This window comes from Sulfitobacter sp. HNIBRBA3233 (assembly GCF_040149665.1).
Taxonomy (GTDB): Bacteria; Pseudomonadota; Alphaproteobacteria; order Rhodobacterales; family Rhodobacteraceae; genus Sulfitobacter; species Sulfitobacter marinivivus.
The window spans coordinates 427,930-446,646 of sequence record NZ_JBEFLP010000002.1; the positions used below are offsets into that span (position 1 = coordinate 427,930).

Genomic DNA, 18,717 nt, shown 5'->3' on the forward strand with positions numbered 1-18,717 from the left:
CTGGATCCGGATATGTCGCTCATCCTTCTCGCCGAACAGGTCCTGAACGGCCTGCAACTCGGTGTCATGCTGTTCGTGATGGCGGCTGGCCTGACGCTGGTCTTTGGCGTGATGGGGCTGATCAACCTTGCGCATGGATCGCTTTACATGGTCGGCGCCTTTGCGGCGGCGGCCGTGGCGGGCTTTACCGGCTCGTTCCTTCTGGCGCTGATCGCGGCGCTTGCTGCTGCCGCCGCTGCGGGAGCGTTGATCGAAATGCTGGTGATCCGGCGGCTCTATCACCGCGATCACCTCGATCAGGTGCTGGCGACCTTTGCGCTGATCCTGATCTTCTCGGAGGGGACACGCTGGATTTTCGGGTCCTTCCCGCTCTATCTCAACATCCCCGATGCGCTGTCGGGTCCGGTCATGCTGCCGGGAGGCATCCAGTATCCGCTCTACCGTCTGACACTGATCGCCATCGGGCTGTCCATCGCGGTCGGCCTCTGGGCGCTGATCGCGAAGACGCGGCTGGGCATCCAGATACAGGCGGGCGAGAATGACCGCGAGATGATTGCAGCACTCGGCGTCGATATCTCGCAGCTCTACACCATCGTCTTTGCCCTCGGCGCGGCCCTTGCGGGGCTGGCGGGCGCGCTGGTGGGGGCCATCCAGTCGGTGCAGGTGGGCATGGGCGAGCCGGTGCTTATCCTTGCCTTCGTGGTGATCGTCATCGGCGGGATCGGATCGATCAAGGGGGCGCTGGTCGGCGCGATCCTCGTGGGGCTGACCGACACGCTGGGCGGAGTGCTGCTGCCGCAGATGTTCGGTGTGTTCATGGATGCCTCTTCGGCCACATCGGTCGGATCGGCGCTGGCGTCGATGCTGATCTATATCCTGATGGCCTGTGTGCTGATCTGGAAACCCACCGGCCTGTTCGGAGCACGCGCATGACCCGCGAAACGCTTTTCAACGCGGTGATGCTTGCGCTGCTGGTTCTGTTCCCGCTCTGGGCGTGGATGTCGGATGAACCCTTCATGATCACCCTCGCCACCAAGGCCGCAATCCTGGCACTGGCCGGTGTGGGGCTGAACATCGCGCTGGGTCTGGGTGGGCTGGTCAGCCTCGGGCACGCCACGTTTTTCGGGATCGGCGGCTACGCGATGGGCATTCTGGCCAGTCACGCGCAGGCTTACGATCCGATCCTGACCGATCCTTTCGTGCTGAACGGGACGAAATCCATGCCGGTGATCTGGATCACGGCTGTGATTGCCTCGGGCATCGTGGCGCTGGGCATCGGGGCGCTGTCGCTGCGCACCACAGGCGTCTATTTCATCATGATCACGCTCGCCTTCGGGCAGATGTTCTACTATTTCGCGATCAGCTGGCCCGCCTACGGCGGCGAGGACGGGTTATCGATCTATGTGCGCAACGGCTTTCCGGGTCTGAACACGCTGGATCCGATCCAGTTCTACGGCATCTGTTTCGTGATCCTCGCGCTGGCGCTGCTCTTCAACGCGCGGCTGGCCCGCTCGCCCTTTGGTCTTGCGCTGAATGCCGCACGCCAGAGCGCGGCGCGGGTGGAGACCGTGGGCATGACCCCCTACCGGTTGCGGCTGGTGGCCTTTGTGATCTCGGGCATGATTACCGGGCTGGCGGGGGCGCTCTTTGCCGATCTGAACCGGTTCGTCAGCCCGACGATGTTCAGCTGGCAGCTGTCCGGCGAGATCATCGTGTTCATCATCATCGGGGGCACCGCGCGCCTCTTCGGGCCGGTGGTGGGCGCGGTGGTGTTTGTGGCGCTCGAACATATCCTTGGCGGGCTGTCCGACTACTGGCACATCTACCTTGGCCTTTTGTTGCTGCTGATCGTGCTCTTCGCGCGCGGCGGTCTGATCGGCGCTGTCGCCGGACGGGAGAAAGCGCATGGCTGATCCGGTCCTGTCCACCTTCGGTATCTCCAAGAGCTTCGGCGCGCTGGAAGCGAGCAAGGATATCTCGATCGACCTTCTACCGGGGGAAATCCACGCGCTGATCGGCCCGAACGGCGCGGGCAAATCCACGCTGATCAAACAGATTGCCGGCAGCCTGAGGCCCGACAGGGGCCGCGTTGAACTGATGGGCCGGGACATCACGGGTCTCGGCGTGGCGGAGCGGGCGCGCGGAGGTCTGGGGCGCACCTTCCAGATTTCGGAACTGGCGATGGAAGATACCGTGCTCCAGAACGTCACTCTGGGCGCGCTGGGGGCGGGGGGCAGCCCGTTCCGGTTCTGGCGCAGCGCGCTGGGGCGCGCCGACCTGCGCGCCACTGCGGAACATGCGCTGACCCGTGTGGGCCTTGCCGACAAGGCCGCGACACGCACGTCCGAGCTGTCGCACGGAGAGCGCCGCCAGCTGGAGGTCGCTGTGGCGCTGACGCTGAAGCCAAAAGCCTTCGTGATGGACGAGCCGATGGCGGGTCTGGGCACGTCCGGATCAAAGACGATGACCACCTTTCTGGACGGGCTGCGCGCCGAGGCGCCGATCCTGCTGGTCGAACATGACATGGACGCGGTCTTTGCGCTGGCCGACAGGATCAGCGTGCTGGTCTACGGCGAGATCATCGCGACCGGTACCGTGGAAGAAATCCGCAAGGACGCCGCGGTGCGCGCAGCCTATCTGGGAGAAGAGGCATGAGCCTGTTGTCACTCGCACAGGTGACAGCGTCCTATGGCGCGTCGCAGGCCCTGTTCGGCGTGTCACTGGACATTGGCGAGGGCGAAGTGCTGGCGCTGATGGGCCGGAACGGCATGGGCAAGAGCACGACGATCAAGACCATCTGCCGCCTGTTGCCGGCCACTTCGGGCGCTATCCATTTCGCCGAACAGGATCTGTCGCGCCTGCCCGCGCACCGTGCCGCGCGCCTCGGGCTGGGGCTGGTGCCCGAAGGGCGGCGCTGTTTCACCAACCTGACCGTCACGCAGAACCTGCACGCCGCGGCGCGCGCTGGCCACTGGGACGCGGCGCGGGTGGCAACGCTCTTCCCGCGTCTGGAGGAACGCCGCGACCAGCTTGCCGCGTCGCTGTCGGGCGGTGAACAGCAGATGCTGGCGATCGGCCGCGCGTTGATGACAAACCCGCGTCTGCTGATCCTCGACGAGGCGACAGAAGGACTGGCCCCGCTGGTGCGCCAGGAAATCTGGGATGCTATTGCAAAGCTGAAGGCGCAGACGGGCATGTCGATCCTCGTGGTCGACAAATCCATCCGCGAGCTGTCCCAGATCGCCGACCGTGCCGTCATTCTTGAACGCGGGCAGGATGTCTGGACCGGGCAGATGGGCGCGCTCGACGAGGCGGTGACCACAAAGTATCTGGGGGTCTGATATGCCGTATGAGTATCCGCAGAAGGTTCTGTTCAAACACTGCGATCCGGCGGGCATCGTGTTCTACCCGCGCTATTTCGAGATGATAAACGACTGCGTCGAGGGGTTCTTCGACGATGTGATCGGCGTTCCGTTCGAGGTGCTCTTGCGCGAGGGCGGCGTGCCGACGGCAGATATCTCGGTCAAGTTTCACAAGCCCAGCTTTCACGGCGACCGTCTGGTGCTGAACCTGTCTCCGGTGCGCTTTACCGCCAAGAGCTTCACGCTCGAGATCAGGGCGCTGTGCGCGGACGAAGCGCGTTTCACGTCAAATTCGACCCTTGTCTATGTCGGATCGAACGGGCGGGCCGCCGACTGGCCCGACGCAATATCTACTCCTCTCAAGCAATTCAGCGAGGTCACGCTATGAGCCACCAGATCATCCAGCCCGAAGGCTGGGCACCCGCCAAGGGCTACGCAAACGGTATCCTGACCGGGGACGGGACGCTCTATGTGGGCGGGCAGATCGGATGGACCGCCGAGCAGAAGTTCGAATGCCACGATTTCATCGGGCAGATGGAACAGGCGCTCAAGAACATCGTGGCGGTGGTCGAGGCAGCGGGTGGCACGCCTGCCGACATCGTACGCCTGACGTGGTTCGTGACCTCCAAAAAAACCTACCTTGCCCACCAGAGCGAGATCGGAAAGGTCTACCGCTCGGTGATCGGGCGGAGCTTTCCGGCGATGTCGATGCTGGTCGTGTCCGAACTGGTCGAGGACGAGGCCCTGCTCGAGATCGAGGCAACGGCCAAGATCGAACGCTGAGCCCTTGCCCTCCGCTGTCCGGACCGCCAAAGTCGGGATCGGCCACAGGGGGTAAGCCATGCCAGTCAGACCGTTCGATATTGATCCGTCCCATTGCCTGATCGGCGGCAGATGGGCCGCCTGCGACAGTGGCGAGACACTGCCGCTGCTCGATCCGTCCGATGGGAATACCCTGTGCGACATCGCGCGCGGCGGCGCGTCCGACATCGACCGCGCAGTCGCCGCCGCGCGGGCCGCGTTCGACGGTGAATGGGGCCGCGCAACGGCGGTGGAACGCGGCCGCGTTCTGTATCGGCTGGGCGAGATGATACTGGAGCATACCGACCACCTTGCCGGTCTTGAGGCGCAGGATGTCGGCAAGCCGCTCACGCAGGCGCGCGCCGACGTGATCGCGCTTGCGCGCTATATGGAGTTCTACGCCGGTGCCGTGGACAAGCTGCACGGCACCACGATCCCCTACCTCGACGGCTACACCGTCTATACCCTGCGCGAACCGCACGGCGTCACTGGCCACATCGTGCCGTGGAATTATCCCATGCAGATCATCGGGCGCTCGGTGGGGGCCGCGCTGGCCACGGGCAACGCCTGTGTTCTCAAACCTGCCGAAGAGGCATGTCTGACGGCGCTCGCCTTCGGCGAACTGGCCACCCGTGCGGGGCTTCCGGCGGGGGCGCTGAACATCGTGCCGGGGCTGGGGGCCGAAGCGGGGGCGGCATTGGCCGGCCATGGCGGGGTCAACCACATCTCCTTTACCGGCTCTGTCGGGACGGGGCGCAAGATCCAGCAGGCGGCGGCGCAGCATGTTGTGCCCGTCACGCTGGAACTGGGCGGCAAATCCCCGCAGATCGTCTTCGACGATGCAGATATTGCGTCGGCGCTGCCGTTTCTGGTGAACGCGGGCATCCAGAATGCCGGACAGACCTGCTCGGCCTCGTCGCGGATACTGGTGCAACGGGGCGTCTATGCGCAGGTCGCGGCGCTGATGGCAGACCGCTATTCGGCGCTGCGCGCAGGGCCCGCGATGCACGATCTCGAGGTCGGCCCGCTGGTGTCGGCCCGCCAGAAAGAGATCGTCGAGGGGTTCATCGCCAAGGGGTCTGACCTGACCCTGCTGGCGCAGGGCACGGTGGTTTCCGATGCGCCCGCGGGCGGTGCCTATGTCGCGCCGACGCTGTTTGACGGCGTGCGGCCGGGCCACACGCTGGCGCAGGACGAAATCTTTGGCCCCGTGCAGGTGATCATCCCCTTCGAGGACGAGGAAGAGGCGCTCGCCATCGCCAACGGCACCGACTACGGCCTCGTCGCCGCTGTCTGGAGCCGCGACGGCGCACGGCAGATGCGTCTGGCGCGCAAGCTGCGCTCGGGGCAGGTGTTCCTGAACAACTACGGCGCCGGCGGCGGGGTTGAGCTGCCTTTCGGCGGCACCGGCCTTTCGGGGCACGGCCGCGAAAAGGGATTCGAGGCGCTCTACGGCTTTACCACGCTCAAAACGGTCGCGGCGCGCCACGGCTGATGTATCCAAGGGAGGGACGACCAGATGAGACTGAAGGATAAGACCGCCATTGTCACCGGTGGTGCGCAGGGGTTCGGTGAAGGCATCGCACGCAAATTCGCGTCAGAGGGGGCGAAAGTGTTGATCGCGGACCTTAACGGCGACCGCGCGCGGGCGCTTGCGGATGAACTGGGCGGTGCCATTGCCACCACGACGAACGTGGCCGATGCCGACAGTGTGCGCGCCATGGCCGATTGCGCGATGGACGCGTGGGGGCGCATTGACATCCTTGTGAACAATGCGGGCACCACGCATCTGCCCATGCCGATGGAAGAGGTGACCGAGGATGATTTCGACCGCGTCTTCGCGGTGAACTGCAAATCCATCTATCTGGGGGCGCGGGTGATCGTGCCGATGATGAAATCGGCCGGTCGCGGTGCGATCCTCAACGTGTCTTCCACGGCGGGTCTGTCCCCGCGACCCAACCTGAACTGGTACAACGCGTCCAAGGGATGGGTGAATGTCGCAACCAAGACCATGGCAGTAGAGCTGGCGCCCAAGGGCATCCGCGTGAACGCGTTGAACCCCGTCGCGGGCGAAACACCGCTGCTGAAATCCTTCATGGGAGAGGACACGCCCGAAATGCGTGCGAAATTCCTGTCGACGATTCCGCTGGGGCGTTTTTCCACCGCCGAGGATATGGGCAACGCCGCGTCTTTCCTGTGCTCCGACGAGGCGAGCATGGTGACAGGTGTGTTGATGGAGGTGGACGGGGGCCGCTGCATCTGACCGTTATTGCGGCGATCTGCGCAGGGGATGTGGCATCTGGGCGCAGTTAATCTATGATGCATCGACTGGATTTGACATCAACGCCTTTTTTTTCGACTAAGGCGCAACGAAAATCGTCCCGGACCAACCGCGGGCATGACTGCATGGAGATCACGTGTCCCTACTTCTGATCGTTGCCTTGCCGTTTCTGGGTGCGCTGTTGCCCGGTATCATGAATCAGGCAGGCCGTGCGGCCTGCGCAGGGGTCACGTTCACCGTGTCCCTTGCGGCATTCATCGGGTTGATGACCAATCTGCCCGCCGTGATGGCGGGCGATACGGTGATGTTCCGCGCCGACTGGATCCCCGCGCTCGGCATCAATTTCACGCTGATGCTCGACGCGCTCGGCTTTTTCTTCGCCACGCTGATCCTCGGGATCGGGATGCTGATCATCACCTACGGGCGCTTCTACCTCGCGCGCGAGGACAACATGGGCGAATTCTTTACCTACCTTCTGTTGTTCCAGGGCGCGATGGTGGGGATCGTGATGTCCGACAACATCCTGCTTTTGCTGGTGTTCTGGGAACTCACCTCGCTGTCGTCCTTCCTGCTGATCGGGTATTGGAAACATCTGCCCGAAGGGCGGCAGGGCGCGCGCATGGCGCTGACCGTGACCGGGATGGGCGGGTTGGCGATGATCGCCGGTATGCTGATCCTTGGCCAGATTGTCGGCAGCTATGACCTGAGCGTCATCCTCCAGAACCGCGAGATGATCCAGGCCGATCCCCTGTATCTGCCTGCGCTTATCCTGATCCTGCTGGGCTGCTTCACGAAATCGGCGCAGTTCCCGTTCCACTTCTGGCTGCCGCACGCCATGGCGGCCCCCACACCGGTCAGCGCCTATCTGCATTCCGCCACGATGGTGAAGGCGGGGATTTTCCTGATGGCGCGGATGTGGCCGGTCCTGTCCGGCACGCCCGAATGGTTCGTCATCGTCACCACGGCAGGTCTGATCACCATGGTGCTGGGCGCGCTGATCGCGATTTTCAAACACGACCTGAAGGCGCTTCTGGCCTTCTCGACGGTCAGCCATCTGGGCCTGATCACCATGCTGCTCGGGACGGGGACCGCCTTCGGTGCGATGGCGGCGGTGTTCCACATCATGAACCACGCGACTTTCAAGGCGGCATTGTTCATGTCCGCCGGTATCATAGACCACGAGGCGCATACCCGCGACATCCGGCGGCTCGGCGGGTTGCGCACCCTGATGCCGATCACTTTCGTCATCGCCACGCTGGCGGCCTTGTCCATGGCGGGCATCCCGCTGCTGAACGGGTTCCTGTCCAAGGAAATGATGCTGGAGGAAGCGACCCACACAGTGCTGTTCGACACCCCGTGGCTGGTGCCTGCGCTGGCGGTGATCGGCTCGCTCTTCTCCGCGGCCTACTGTTTCCGGTTGATCGGTCATACCTTCCTCGGACCCAAGCGCGACGATTATCCATCCAAACCGCATGACCCGCCTTTCGGCATGTGGGGGCCTCCTGCCTTGCTTGTGGTGCTGGTGGTGGTGATCGGCGTGGCGCCGTTTCTGGTCGCGCCCGCGGTCAAGGGGATCACCTATGCCGTGCTCGGCGGTGCCGCCGAGATGCCTTACGCGTCGATCAAGATCTGGCACGGGCTTGTGCCCGCCCTTTACATGTCCATCGCGGCGGTTGTCGGGGGGCTGATCCTGCTGGCGCTGTTCAACCCGCTGCTGCGTCTATGGGATGCCGCACCGCGCCCCGAGGCCAAGACGATCTTCGACGCGGTCATCGTCTTCTTCGTGCGCGTGGCCAAGGTGCTGACCCATCCTCTGCACAATGGCGCGTTCTCGCGCTATGCGGCGGTGATGGCGACGACAGTCGTGATCGCGGGATACTACGCATGGACCACCGGAACGCTGAGCGCGCCGACCCGCCAGTTGCAACCCGCAGGCGGGATCGAGATCGCGGGCTGGCTGATGCTGCTGGCCGCCACGCTGGGCATGGTGTTCCTGCACCGCAACCGTCTGCTGGCGCTGGTGCTGATCGGCATCGTCGGTCTCATGGTATCGATCGGGTTCGTGTTCTTCTCGGCGCCGGATCTTGCTATGACGCAGATCACGGTCGAGGTCGTGACAACGATCCTGCTGCTGCTCGCGCTGAATTTCCTGCCCAACGAGACGCCGGTGGAAAGCAGCCTGTTGCGGCGTGTTCGTGACGTGGGTGTGGGTGTGGTCGGCGGTCTCGCCGCCTTCGCGATGAGCTATCATTTCCTGCTGCGCGACACCGTCGCCCCGTCGATTTCGGAATTCCACCTTGCCAACAGCTACAAGGGCGGTGGCGGCACCAATGTGGTCAACGTGATCCTCGTCGATTTCCGTGGCTTCGATACTTTCGGAGAGATCATCGTGCTGGGCATCGCCGCCGTGCTGATCTACGCGCTGACAGAGGCGCTGTTGAACGGGCCGGTGCGTGCCAAGCTGCTGAACCGCAAACCGGACAAGCCGCTTGCGGGCGACATGCACCCCACCATGATGGTGGTGCTGACGCGCGTCCTGATGCCGGTCATCATGATGGTGGCCTTCTATATCTTCCTGCGCGGCCACAACGAACCCGGTGGCGGGTTCATCGCGGGCCTCGTCGCGTCGATCGGTCTGGTGATGCAGTACATGGCCTCGGGCTATAACTGGGCGACCGCGCGACAGCGCTATCCGCACCACGGTGTGATCGGCGCGGGCGTTCTGGTCGCGGGGCTGACCGGGATCGGGTCGTGGTTCGTGGGCAAGCCGTTCCTGACCTCCGACTTTACCTATGTGCGCATTCCGCCTTTCGAGAAATTCGAGCTGGCAACGGCAGCGCTTTTCGATCTTGGCGTGTTCCTTGCCGTGGTAGGTGCGGTGATGCTTTCGCTCGACGGGTTCTCGCGTCTGGCACGGCGCGCGCACGTCAAAGAGAGCGAGCACGCGATGGACATCAACCCGCAGCGGTCCCAAACGGGTTCACCCGAAGGTCAGGGAGCCTGATATGGAATTTCTCGTCGCCTCTGCCATTGGCATTCTGACGGCTGCCGGTCTCTATCTGGTGATGCGCCTGCGCACCTTCCCGGTGATCCTCGGTGTATCGCTGCTGACCTATGCCGTGAACGTCTTTTTGTTTGCCTCGGGGCGCCTGACCATTGGCGCGCCACCGATCCTGACGGATGCGCAAACCTACACCGATCCCTTGCCGCAAGCGCTGGTGCTGACCGCGATCGTGATCTCCTTCGGGATGACGGCGGTGATCGTGATGATCGCGCTGGGGGCCTACCTCGGCTCCAGCGACGATCACGTGGATGACCTGCCGGCGAAAGAAGCGCGCGACAAGCGCAAGGCAGAGGAGGACGCGGCATGACCCACTGGTTGATCGCCCCCGTGGTGATGCCGGCACTGCTGGCCCCGTTCATCATTCTCGCCGCGCGGTATCACATCGGCATCCAGCGCACCGTATCCGTCGCGGGCGTGGTCGCGATGATCGCGGTGGCACTGGGCCTTTTCGTGCAGACGGCGGATGGCGATATCCTGCTGTACCAGCTCGGCGACTGGGCCGCGCCCTTCGGGATCGTTCTGGTCGGCGACAGCCTGTCGACCATGATGGTCCTTCTGATGGCGGTGCTGGCGTTGTTCGTCCTGCTCTACGCGATCGGGTCACGCTGGGACCAGCGCGGGCGGCATTTCCACGCGCTGTTCCAGTTCCAGCTGATGGGCATCGCGGGCGCCTTTCTGACCGGTGACCTGTTCAACCTCTTCGTCTTTTTCGAAGTGCTGCTGATCGCCTCCTACGGTCTGATGATCCACGGCGGCGGCAACAAGCGGCTTCGGGCGGGGGTGCAATACGTTCTGTTCAATCTGCTCGGATCCACGCTGTTTCTCTTCGCGCTTGGCGCGCTCTATGCCGAGACGGGAACGCTCAACATGGCGGATCTGGCTGAGCGCGCCGCGCTGATCGGCGCAGAGGAAACAGTCGGGATCCGCATCGCGGCTGTGTTGCTGATCCTCGTTTTCGCGATCAAGGCGGCCATCGTGCCGCTGCACTTCTGGCTTCCCTCCAGTTATTCCGAGGCACCCGGGCCCGTGGCCGCGCTGTTCGCGATCATGACAAAGGTGGGTGCCTACGCGATCATCCGCACCTATACGCTGGTGTTTCCCGTCGATCTCGAGGTGACCTCGGGTCTGCACGGCACATGGCTCTTGCCCTTTGCCCTTCTGACCATGGCGGTCGGGGCCATCGGCGTGCTGGCAGCGCGCAAGCTTGACCGGTTGGTGGCGTTTTCGGTTATCGGCTCCATGGGGATGGTCATGGTCGCTGTCGGTCTCTTCACGGAACGCAGCATCGCAACCGCGCTATACTATATCGTCCATTCGACCCTGACCGCGGCGGCGCTGTTCCTGATCGTCGATCTGGTGCGTCAGAACCGCAAATCCCTGCGCCTCAAGCTGGAGGCCCCCGTTGCCGGCGCACCGTTGATTTCGGCAATGTTCATGGTCGCGGCCATCGCGATGGCCGGTTTGCCGCCGCTTTCGGGGTTTCTGGGCAAGCTGATGGTGCTGAGCGCCGGATACGGCGAGGGGCCCGATGTCTGGATCTGGGCGGTCGTTCTGGTCGCGAGCCTGCTGACGGTCGTGGGGTTTGCCCGCGCGGGCTCTGTCGTGTTCTGGAAGGCCAAGGCAGGCGCCGCACCCGTGCCCGCCGAGGACGCGGCGATTCCGTCCGGGCTTGCCTTCGTGGCGGTCGGCGGTCTGCTGGCGGCGATCATCCTGCACACGGTCTTTGCGGGGTGGATCTTCACCTACACCAGCGCCACCGCGGCACGGCTCTTTGCCCCAGCGCCCTATATCGAAACGGTTCTGGGCACCGCCGGCAAACTGAGCGATGCAGGCAAGGCAACCGGGCAGGGCTACGGTGGCGATGCGGCGGCACCGGCGGACCAGACCGAGAAGAAGGGAGACCACTGAGATGTTCAGGCTCTTTCACTGGCTCTTTCCGCACCCGCTGCTGACGCTTCTTCTCGCGATTGTCTGGGTGTTGCTGCAAAACAGCCTGTCGGCGGGGATGATGGTCTTTGGCCTGATCCTCGGAACGATCATTCCGCGCCTGACCGCCGCGTTCTGGCCCGAACGCCCGCGCGGCATAAGCACCTTCGCCTTTCTGCGCTACGGGTTCGTCGTGCTTTGGGATATCCTCGTTGCCAACGTGCAGGTCGCGTGGATCGTTCTGACCGTGCCGAACGCACGTCTGACGCCCGCGTGGATCATCGTGCCGCTGGAGCTGCGCCAGCCAGAGGCGATCACCATCCTTGCCGGGACGATCACGCTGACACCCGGTACGGTTTCCGCCGATCTGTCGGAAAGCGGTCACTATCTGCTGGTCCATGTTCTGCACACCGACGATCCCGACGCGGAGCGTGACAAGATCAAATCCCGCTACGAGGCGCGGCTGAAGGAGATTTTCCAATGAACCTTGCGCTGGATGTCATGAACTACGCGGTCATGGGCGCGTTTATCGTCGTGGGCCTCAGCCAGATCATGGCGATGATCCGTGTCGTGATCGGACCGGATGTGGGGGACCGTATTCTCGCGCTGGACACGATGGTGGTGAACGCCATCGGCCTGATCGTTCTGCTGGGATTGTCGCAGGGGACGCGTATCTATTTCGAGGCGTCTTTGATCATCGCGATGCTTGGCTTCGTCTCGACAGTCGCCTACGCGCGCTTCGTGCTCAGGGGGGATATCATCGAATGAACTGGGAGTTGATCGGAATCTGGGCGGTAACCTTCTGGCTGGTTATCGGGGCCATCTTTACCTTGGTGGGCGCGATTGGCCTGTTGAAATTCAACGATGGCATGACGCGCCTTCACGCCCCGACAAAGGTGGGCACCGTCGGCATCGGATCCTTGCTGCTTGCGTCGATCATCCACAGTTTCGTCTTTGGCGACGGGGCGGTGCACGAAGTGCTCATCATGGCGTTTCTCTTCGTGACCGCGCCGATTTCGGCCAATTTCATCGCAAAAGTGAACATGCACCGGCGCAATTGCGACGGCCCGCCGGACCTGCCCGAAGGAGAGCTTTGGGCGACCTACGATGTGCCCGAAGGCGATGAAGCCACCGAAGTGCCAGCCCAGCCGGACACGCGCTGATCCTCCGGGGGGGCTGCGTCCCTTTGGCAGCGCCCGGCTGCTTGACATTGGCGGAGGGTTTGGGTCCTTCTGCGACGGAAACGCAACAGGAGAATTTCTCATGATGAAGACCCGCGCCGCCGTCGCCGTTGAAGCCGGCAAACCCCTTGAGATCATGGAAGTGAACCTCGAAGGCCCGAAGAAGGGCGAAGTGCTGGTCGAGATCAAGGCGACCGGCCTGTGCCACACGGACGAATTCACCCGCTCCGGCGATGACCCCGAAGGCATCTTTCCCGCGATCCTCGGCCACGAAGGCGCAGGCATTGTGCTGGAAGTCGGCGAAGGGGTGACAACGCTTGAGCCCGGCGATCATGTGATCCCGCTCTACACGCCCGAATGCCGCGAATGCGAATATTGCCTCAGCGGCAAGACCAACCTGTGCCAGAAGATCCGTGTCACGCAGGGTAAAGGGCTTCTGCCCGATGGGACCACCCGGTTTTCCATGCTCGACGGGACGCCGATCCACCACTACATGGGCTGCTCGACCTTCGCCAACCACACCGTGGTGCCGGAAATCGCGCTGGCCAAGGTGCGCAAGGACGCGCCCTTCGACAAGATCTGCTACATCGGCTGCGGCGTGACCACAGGGATCGGCGCGGTGATCAATACCGCCAAGGTCGAGATCGGCGCGCGCTGTGTGGTCTTCGGGCTGGGGGGTATCGGCCTGAACGTCATTCAGGGCCTCAAGCTGGCCGGCGCGGACCAGATTGTCGGTGTGGATCTGAACGACGACAAGGAAGAGATGGGCAGGCATTTCGGCATGACCGATTTCGTCAACCCCACGAAAATCGACGGTGATATCGTGTCGCATCTGGTCGAACTGACCAAGGGCGGTGCGGATTATTCCTTTGACGCGACGGGCAATACCAAGGTCATGCGCGACGCGCTGGAATGCGCCCACAAGGGCTGGGGTGAATCGATCATCATCGGCGTCGCCCCGGCGGGGGCCGAGATTTCCACACGTCCCTTCCAACTGGTCACCGGGCGCGTCTGGCGCGGCACGGCCTTTGGCGGTGCCAAGGGCCGCACGGATGTGCCCAGGATCGTCGACTGGTACATGGACGGCAAGATCGAGATCGATCCGATGATCACCCACAAACTCACATTGGACGAGATCAACCACGGCTTCGATCTGATGCACGAAGGCAAATCGATCCGCGCCGTCGTCGAGTTCTGATCCCCGCGAGGAAAGCCGGAACGGCTTGAGGAGCGCGCCCTTGCGAAGAGGGCGCGCCGCCGCCCGATGAGCCGTCGTCAGCGTGCCGCAGGCCGCCAGGCCAGCGCGCAGGACAGCAGATGCCGCAACTGCGCCTCGTACTCAGGGGTGTCATGGGGCGGTATGCCGGGCAGGTGCAGCGATTTCTCGGCAACGCTCATCCCCAGCACGGCGGACATGAACAGCGCCGCGCGCCGCGCGTCCCCGCCCAGTGTTGCCGTCAACTTGTCCTGCATTCCCGCGATCTGCGCGGCGCGCACGCGGTCTCCGACTTCGGGATCATGCGCATTCATCAGCATCAGTTGCAGCATCGACGGCATCTCGCCGCCGCGCGGCGCACTGACAAACATATGCACGACCATCTCCAGCAGTTCGCTCTCGTCGGCGACCTCCGGCACGTCGAACGCACCGTCGAGCGTGGCCTCGAACAATCCCTGCTTGCTGCCGAAATACCGCGAGACGAGGGCCACATCCACACCGGCGGCGGTGGTGATCTGGCGCAGCGACACGGCGGAATAACCGCGCGCCCACAGAAGGCGGCGCGCCTCGGTCAGCAGTTTGTCGCGGGTGGTCAGCGGTTTGGTCATAGGCTCTTATGACCCGCAGGCGAAAAAGATGTCAACAATCGTTGACACTGCGGGCGCCGGGGGCGTATTTCTGGGTCAACACTTGTTGATCTCACCAAGAGGGGAAGTCTCAATGCCCAATACCGCACTTATCACCGGCGCCTCGTCGGGCATCGGGACGGAATTCGCCCGCTACCACGCAAGGCGGGGGGGCGATGTCATCCTGACCGCGCGCAGCGCGGACAAGCTTGACGCGCTGGCGCAGGAGCTGCGCGACGCCCACGGGATCGCCACCCATGTCTTCGCCCTCGACCTCGGCGCCGAAGGCGGTGCCGACGATCTGGTCGCGCGGATCGAGGCCGCGGGTCTCGAAGTCGACATTCTGATCAACAACGCAGGCTTTGGCGGGCAGGGCCGCCACATCGACCGTGATCTCGATGAGGAGCGGGCGATGATCGATCTCAACGTCAAGGCTCTGGTCACGCTGACCCACCATTTCGGCCAGCGGATGGCGCAGCGCGGGGGCGGGAAAATCCTCAACGTGGGCTCGACCGCGGGCTTCATGCCGGGCCCGTTGCAGGCCGTGTATTTCGCGACGAAAGCATTCGTTCAAAGCTATTCGCAAGCGGTCGATCAGGAATTGCGCGCAAAGGGCGTCACCGTCACGGTCCTTGCGCCCGGCTATGTCGAGACAGGCTTTGCCGACCGCGCCGACCTGCACGGCACCGGGCTGGTCAAGGGCGGCGGCGCAACGCCGAAATCGGTGGCCAAGCACGGCTACGACGCCATGCGCCGCGGCACACTGGTGAGCGTGAACGAAACCCTTCTCGGGATCGTGGTGAACTGGATCATTCCTCTTGTCCCGCGCAGACAGGTGCTGAAAATGGTCCACAAGATGCAGAAGAAATGAACTTCGACCGGAAGGGTGCGAAATGAAATTCACTGTCAACGGAACCGACCACGACATCGACGTCGAAGACGATATGCCCCTTCTGTGGGTCCTGCGCGACGGGCTGGGGATCACCGGTGTCAAATACGGCTGCGGGATCGCGCAGTGCGGTGCCTGCACGGTCCATATCGACGGGATCGCGGTGCGCTCGTGCCAGCTGGCCGCCGCGGATGTCGACGGCGAGATCACCACCATCGAGGGTCTGGGCACCCCCGATGCGCTGCACGCGGTGCAGGAGGCGTGGATCGAACATCAGGTCGCGCAATGCGGCTATTGCCAGTCGGGCCAGATCATGCAGGCGGCGTCCTTTCTGGACCTCAACGCCGATCCCACCGATGATCAGATCGACGCCGCGATGAGCGGCAATCTCTGCCGGTGCGGCACCTATCCGCGCATCCGCGCCGCGATCAGGACCGCCGCAACCAAATTGCAGGAGGCCTGAGCCATGGGTCGCGCCAGAACAATCGCCCGCCGGACGTTCCTGATCGGCTCCGCCGCCATCGCCGGTGGCGTCGCATTCGGGGCCTATATGGTCATGCGCGACCCCGCGAACCCGCTGGCGCAGGATGCCGGCGCGGGGGAGGCCGTGTTCAACCCGTGGGTCAAGATCAACGCCGAAGGCATCACGCTTGTGACGCCGCACGTCGATCTGGGGCAGGGGGCGGCCTCGATGCAGGCAACGCTGATCGCCGAGGAGCTGGACGTGGATCTGGATCAGGTCACGACCACGATGGGGCGACCCTCGGCCGCCTATTACAATACCGCCCTTGCCGCCGAAGCGGTCCCCTTCCGGTCCAACGATGACGGGCTGCTGCCCAATGTGATGCGCGACACGATGGGCGCGGTGATGAAAGTGCTCGGTGCGCAGGTGACCGGCGGCTCGTCGTCGGTGCCGGACAGCTTTGACAAGCTGCGCCGCGCCGGTGCCGTGGCGCGCGAAACGCTCAAGCGCGCCGCGTCGGAGGAAACCGGCATACCCACGGATGCGCTGCGCACCGACCGGGGGGCAGTGGTTCTGCCGGACGGAACGCGGATGGCCTACACGGCGCTGGCTGCCACGGCCGCCACCCTTGAACCGGTAGACGATGTTACGCTGCGCGATCCGTCACAGTGGCGTCTGATCGGCAAAGACATGCAGCGGCTCGATATCGTTGCGAAATCCACCGGCACCCAGATCTACGGCATCGACGTGGCGATCGAGGGAATGAAATTCGCCTCGGTCCGGATGAACCCGCGCAAGGGCGCGGCCCTCTCGGGCTTTGACGCAAGTGCCGCCGAAGGCATGCGCGGGGTCGAGCGGATCATCGGCCTGCCCTACGGTGTCGCGGTGGTGGCAGACAACACCTGGCGTGCTTTCCGCGCGCTTGACGAAATCGAATACGACTGGGCAGACGCACCGTTTCCGGCAGAACAGGCCGATCACTGGGCCGCTGTCGCCGCGTCTTTCACCGAGGACAGGCTCGACAAGGAATGGCGCAACGACGGCGACGTGGAGGCCGCGCTGGCAGGCGAAGGAACCCTCGAAGCCGAGTACAAGGCACCCTATGTGGCGCACCAACCGCTTGAACCGCTGAGCGCGGTCGCCCTTGTCGAAAGCGACCGCGTCGATCTGTGGGTGTCGCACCAGTTGCCGCGTTTCGCGCAGCAGCGTGTCGCGGCGAGGCTGGGCATGGAGCCGGACCAGATCCATCTGCACAACCAGTATGCGGGTGGCAGCTTTGGCCACCGGCTGGAGTTCGACAATGTGGATGTGGCCGTCGACGTGGCCGCGAAGATGCCGGGAACCCCGATCAAGCTGACCTTCAGCCGCGAGGAGGATTTCGCGCAGGACTACAATCGCCAGATCGGAATAGCGCGGGGCCGTGGTGCCCATGCGAACGGGCAGGTCACCGCGCTTGATCTCGATATCGCGACGGTATCGGCGGCACGGTCGCAATCGAAACGGCTGGGGGCGCCCGTTCCGGGGCCGGATACGCAGATCCCGGCGGGGGCGTGGAACATGCGCTACGCCGTGCCGAACCTGCGCGTGCGCGCCTACGCGGTGCCGGAACTTGCGCCCACATCGTCGTGGCGCTCTGTCGGTGCCTCTACCGCAGGTTTCTTCGCCGAAGGGTTTCTGGACGAGCTGATCCATGCCGCAGGGGCCGATCCGATGGCCGAACGGCTGCGCCTTGCGAACGATCCGGATGCGCGCGCGGTTCTCGAAGCGGTGGCCGAGATGTCGAACTGGGGCGAAGCCTTGTCGCAGGGGGTCGGGCGCGGCGTCGCACTTGTGACCTCTTTCGGAGTGCCGACGGCGGAAGTGGTAGAAGTGCGGGATACACCGGATGGTATCCGGATCGAACGGGTCTGGATCGCAGCCGAGGTCGGGCAGGTCGTTGATCCGGTCAACTTCGAAAATGTGGTCGCCGGTGGTGTCATCTGGGGGCTGGGGCACGCGATGAACTCGGAAATCACCTATAGCGATGGTCGGGCAGAGCAGGATAATTTCCACATGGCCGAGGGCATGCGCCTGCACCAGTGCCCGGTGATCGAGGTGCGCGGCCTCGAAAACAACGACACCGTGCGCGGAGTGGGCGAGCCGCCCGTGCCCCCGGCCGCACCGGCGCTGGCCAACGCGATTTTCGCGGCAACCGGAAAGCGGTTGCGCCAGATGCCCTTCTTTCACGAGGTGACCTTCGCATGAGAGGGATGGTTTTCGCGCTGTGCCTGCTGCCGGTCGGCGCGGTCGCACAGGGCGGCGACAGCCCGGCGCGCGCCGATGGCATTGCGGCGTGGTCGCGGATATATGCGACCGTCTCGCATCCGCGCTGCACGAACTGCCACGTGGGCGACAGCGGCAGACCGGGATGGGAGGCGCTGGGCTACGGCGAAGGGCGCCTTCACGCGATGAACATCGTCGCCGGTGACAGCAGGATCGGCGCGGAGACGATCCCGTGCCGCACCTGCCACATCAGCGCAGCCGGTCCGAACGATACGCCCCATGCCGCTCCGCAAATTGACGACGCGTGGCGATTGCCGCCGGTCGAACTGGCGTGGCGCGGCAAGACCAGTGAAGAGGTCTGCGCCCAACTGCGCGACCCCGAACGAAACGACGGGTTCGACATCGAGGGTCTGGCCCAACATGTGCTGGAAAGCGCTTTCGTGAACTGGGGTTTTGCGCCGGGCGGCGGGCGCGAACCGGCTCCGGGCAGCGCGCAGGCGCTTGCCGCGGACATTCGCGCATGGGGTGCTGCGGGCATGCCCTGCGACCCCGGATGACCCGCAGCCGGTGGCATGCTGCGCAGGGGCGGCAAGGCCCGATGCCCACAGATCACGCGCATTGGCGTGATCGGCCTGCGATGTGCCGC

General features: G+C 64.1%; 20 protein-coding genes. 19 read left to right on the plus strand and 1 reads right to left on the minus strand.

What is annotated here, in order from left to right:
* Positions 1-12 precede the first annotated feature (12 nt).
* The 15 genes from ABMC89_RS15280 to ABMC89_RS15350 all read left to right on the plus strand — a co-directional run bounded on the left by ABMC89_RS15280 (position 13) and on the right by ABMC89_RS15350 (position 13,813).
* On the plus strand, positions 13-933 hold the full coding sequence (locus ABMC89_RS15280; RefSeq protein ID WP_349569451.1) for a branched-chain amino acid ABC transporter permease: 921 nt from the start codon (positions 13-15) through the stop codon (positions 931-933).
* Positions 930-1,913, plus strand: coding sequence for a branched-chain amino acid ABC transporter permease (locus tag ABMC89_RS15285; protein ID WP_349569453.1), 984 nt, complete (start codon positions 930-932; stop codon positions 1,911-1,913). The genes ABMC89_RS15280 and ABMC89_RS15285 overlap by 4 nt, the downstream gene beginning before the upstream one ends.
* Positions 1,906-2,655 carry an ABC transporter ATP-binding protein gene (locus ABMC89_RS15290; RefSeq protein ID WP_349569455.1) on the plus strand — a complete coding sequence of 250 codons (750 nt, stop codon included), beginning with the start codon at positions 1,906-1,908 and terminating at the stop codon, positions 2,653-2,655. The genes ABMC89_RS15285 and ABMC89_RS15290 overlap by 8 nt, the downstream gene beginning before the upstream one ends.
* Positions 2,652-3,341, plus strand: coding sequence for an ABC transporter ATP-binding protein (locus tag ABMC89_RS15295; protein WP_349569457.1), 690 nt, complete (start codon positions 2,652-2,654; stop codon positions 3,339-3,341). Before ABMC89_RS15290 ends, ABMC89_RS15295 begins: the two co-directional genes overlap by 4 nt.
* Before the next feature lies 1 nt (position 3,342).
* Positions 3,343-3,750, plus strand: coding sequence for an acyl-CoA thioesterase (locus ABMC89_RS15300; protein ID WP_349569459.1), 408 nt, complete (start codon positions 3,343-3,345; stop codon positions 3,748-3,750).
* Positions 3,747-4,145, plus strand: a complete 399-nt coding sequence (locus ABMC89_RS15305) for a RidA family protein (protein ID WP_349569461.1) — start codon at positions 3,747-3,749, stop codon at positions 4,143-4,145. Before ABMC89_RS15300 ends, ABMC89_RS15305 begins: the two co-directional genes overlap by 4 nt.
* Before the next feature lie 58 nt (positions 4,146-4,203).
* On the plus strand, positions 4,204-5,658 hold the full coding sequence (locus tag ABMC89_RS15310) for an aldehyde dehydrogenase family protein (RefSeq protein WP_349569463.1): 1,455 nt from the start codon (positions 4,204-4,206) through the stop codon (positions 5,656-5,658).
* Between the two features lie 24 nt (positions 5,659-5,682).
* A complete protein-coding gene (locus ABMC89_RS15315) occupies positions 5,683-6,426 on the plus strand; it encodes an SDR family oxidoreductase (RefSeq protein WP_349569465.1) in 744 nt (247 codons plus the stop codon).
* A gap of 154 nt (positions 6,427-6,580) precedes the next feature.
* Positions 6,581-9,448 (plus strand): monovalent cation/H+ antiporter subunit A, encoded by a 2,868-nt coding sequence (locus ABMC89_RS15320; protein WP_349569467.1) that lies wholly within the window; start codon positions 6,581-6,583, stop codon positions 9,446-9,448.
* 1 nt (position 9,449) lies between these two features.
* A complete protein-coding gene (locus ABMC89_RS15325) occupies positions 9,450-9,815 on the plus strand; it encodes a Na+/H+ antiporter subunit C (protein WP_349569469.1) in 366 nt (121 codons plus the stop codon).
* Complete coding sequence (locus ABMC89_RS15330; protein WP_349569471.1) at positions 9,812-11,416, plus strand: monovalent cation/H+ antiporter subunit D; 1,605 nt, start codon at positions 9,812-9,814, stop codon at positions 11,414-11,416. Before ABMC89_RS15325 ends, ABMC89_RS15330 begins: the two co-directional genes overlap by 4 nt.
* A gap of 1 nt (position 11,417) precedes the next feature.
* Positions 11,418-11,918: a Na+/H+ antiporter subunit E gene (locus tag ABMC89_RS15335; protein ID WP_349569473.1), complete on the plus strand. Its 501-nt coding sequence runs from the start codon at positions 11,418-11,420 to the stop codon at positions 11,916-11,918.
* Positions 11,915-12,202 carry a K+/H+ antiporter subunit F gene (locus ABMC89_RS15340; protein WP_349569476.1) on the plus strand — a complete coding sequence of 96 codons (288 nt, stop codon included), beginning with the start codon at positions 11,915-11,917 and terminating at the stop codon, positions 12,200-12,202. The genes ABMC89_RS15335 and ABMC89_RS15340 overlap by 4 nt, the downstream gene beginning before the upstream one ends.
* Positions 12,199-12,597 (plus strand): monovalent cation/H(+) antiporter subunit G, encoded by a 399-nt coding sequence (mnhG, locus tag ABMC89_RS15345; RefSeq protein ID WP_349569478.1) that lies wholly within the window; start codon positions 12,199-12,201, stop codon positions 12,595-12,597. The genes ABMC89_RS15340 and mnhG overlap by 4 nt, the downstream gene beginning before the upstream one ends.
* A 103-nt stretch (positions 12,598-12,700) precedes the next feature.
* The gene (locus tag ABMC89_RS15350) at positions 12,701-13,813 is read left to right on the plus strand and encodes an S-(hydroxymethyl)glutathione dehydrogenase/class III alcohol dehydrogenase (RefSeq protein WP_349569715.1); all 1,113 of its coding nucleotides are present in this window, start codon (positions 12,701-12,703) and stop codon (positions 13,811-13,813) included.
* A 77-nt stretch (positions 13,814-13,890) separates the two neighbouring features.
* Here ABMC89_RS15350 and ABMC89_RS15355 read toward each other — a convergent pair whose 3' ends face one another.
* A complete protein-coding gene (locus tag ABMC89_RS15355) occupies positions 13,891-14,439 on the minus strand; it encodes a TetR/AcrR family transcriptional regulator (protein WP_349569480.1) in 549 nt (182 codons plus the stop codon).
* Positions 14,440-14,551: 112 nt separating this feature from the next.
* Between ABMC89_RS15355 and ABMC89_RS15360 the strand changes: the two genes are divergently transcribed.
* From ABMC89_RS15360 to ABMC89_RS15375, 4 genes are read left to right on the plus strand one after another with little or no spacing between them, the layout of a single operon-like run.
* Positions 14,552-15,328: an SDR family NAD(P)-dependent oxidoreductase gene (locus ABMC89_RS15360; protein WP_349569482.1), complete on the plus strand. Its 777-nt coding sequence runs from the start codon at positions 14,552-14,554 to the stop codon at positions 15,326-15,328.
* Between the two features lie 22 nt (positions 15,329-15,350).
* Positions 15,351-15,809: a (2Fe-2S)-binding protein gene (locus ABMC89_RS15365; protein WP_349569484.1), complete on the plus strand. Its 459-nt coding sequence runs from the start codon at positions 15,351-15,353 to the stop codon at positions 15,807-15,809.
* A 3-nt stretch (positions 15,810-15,812) separates the two neighbouring features.
* Positions 15,813-18,053, plus strand: a complete 2,241-nt coding sequence (locus ABMC89_RS15370; protein WP_349569486.1) for a xanthine dehydrogenase family protein molybdopterin-binding subunit — start codon at positions 15,813-15,815, stop codon at positions 18,051-18,053.
* Positions 18,050-18,628 (plus strand): hypothetical protein, encoded by a 579-nt coding sequence (locus ABMC89_RS15375; protein ID WP_349569489.1) that lies wholly within the window; start codon positions 18,050-18,052, stop codon positions 18,626-18,628. The genes ABMC89_RS15370 and ABMC89_RS15375 overlap by 4 nt, the downstream gene beginning before the upstream one ends.
* The last annotated feature ends 89 nt before the right edge of the window (positions 18,629-18,717 follow it).

What these genes read in the sequence shown, in the direction of transcription:
- ABMC89_RS15280 (WP_349569451.1), top strand. Translation starts at nt 13, where the DNA reads ATGTCGCTCATCCTTCTCGCCGAACAGGTCCTGAACGGCCTGCAACTC.
- ABMC89_RS15285 (WP_349569453.1), top strand. Translation starts at nt 930, where the DNA reads ATGACCCGCGAAACGCTTTTCAACGCGGTGATGCTTGCGCTGCTGGTT.
- ABMC89_RS15290 (WP_349569455.1), top strand. Translation starts at nt 1,906, where the DNA reads ATGGCTGATCCGGTCCTGTCCACCTTCGGTATCTCCAAGAGCTTCGGC.
- ABMC89_RS15295 (WP_349569457.1), top strand. Translation starts at nt 2,652, where the DNA reads ATGAGCCTGTTGTCACTCGCACAGGTGACAGCGTCCTATGGCGCGTCG.
- ABMC89_RS15300 (WP_349569459.1), top strand. Translation starts at nt 3,343, where the DNA reads ATGCCGTATGAGTATCCGCAGAAGGTTCTGTTCAAACACTGCGATCCG.
- ABMC89_RS15305 (WP_349569461.1), top strand. Translation starts at nt 3,747, where the DNA reads ATGAGCCACCAGATCATCCAGCCCGAAGGCTGGGCACCCGCCAAGGGC.
- ABMC89_RS15310 (WP_349569463.1), top strand. Translation starts at nt 4,204, where the DNA reads ATGCCAGTCAGACCGTTCGATATTGATCCGTCCCATTGCCTGATCGGC.
- ABMC89_RS15315 (WP_349569465.1), top strand. Translation starts at nt 5,683, where the DNA reads ATGAGACTGAAGGATAAGACCGCCATTGTCACCGGTGGTGCGCAGGGG.
- ABMC89_RS15325 (WP_349569469.1), top strand. Translation starts at nt 9,450, where the DNA reads ATGGAATTTCTCGTCGCCTCTGCCATTGGCATTCTGACGGCTGCCGGT.
- ABMC89_RS15330 (WP_349569471.1), top strand. Translation starts at nt 9,812, where the DNA reads ATGACCCACTGGTTGATCGCCCCCGTGGTGATGCCGGCACTGCTGGCC.
- ABMC89_RS15335 (WP_349569473.1), top strand. Translation starts at nt 11,418, where the DNA reads ATGTTCAGGCTCTTTCACTGGCTCTTTCCGCACCCGCTGCTGACGCTT.
- ABMC89_RS15340 (WP_349569476.1), top strand. Translation starts at nt 11,915, where the DNA reads ATGAACCTTGCGCTGGATGTCATGAACTACGCGGTCATGGGCGCGTTT.
- mnhG (WP_349569478.1), top strand. Translation starts at nt 12,199, where the DNA reads ATGAACTGGGAGTTGATCGGAATCTGGGCGGTAACCTTCTGGCTGGTT.
- ABMC89_RS15350 (WP_349569715.1), top strand. Translation starts at nt 12,701, where the DNA reads ATGAAGACCCGCGCCGCCGTCGCCGTTGAAGCCGGCAAACCCCTTGAG.
- ABMC89_RS15355 (WP_349569480.1), bottom strand. Translation starts at nt 14,439, where the DNA reads ATGACCAAACCGCTGACCACCCGCGACAAACTGCTGACCGAGGCGCGC.
- ABMC89_RS15360 (WP_349569482.1), top strand. Translation starts at nt 14,552, where the DNA reads ATGCCCAATACCGCACTTATCACCGGCGCCTCGTCGGGCATCGGGACG.
- ABMC89_RS15365 (WP_349569484.1), top strand. Translation starts at nt 15,351, where the DNA reads ATGAAATTCACTGTCAACGGAACCGACCACGACATCGACGTCGAAGAC.
- ABMC89_RS15370 (WP_349569486.1), top strand. Translation starts at nt 15,813, where the DNA reads ATGGGTCGCGCCAGAACAATCGCCCGCCGGACGTTCCTGATCGGCTCC.
- ABMC89_RS15375 (WP_349569489.1), top strand. Translation starts at nt 18,050, where the DNA reads ATGAGAGGGATGGTTTTCGCGCTGTGCCTGCTGCCGGTCGGCGCGGTC.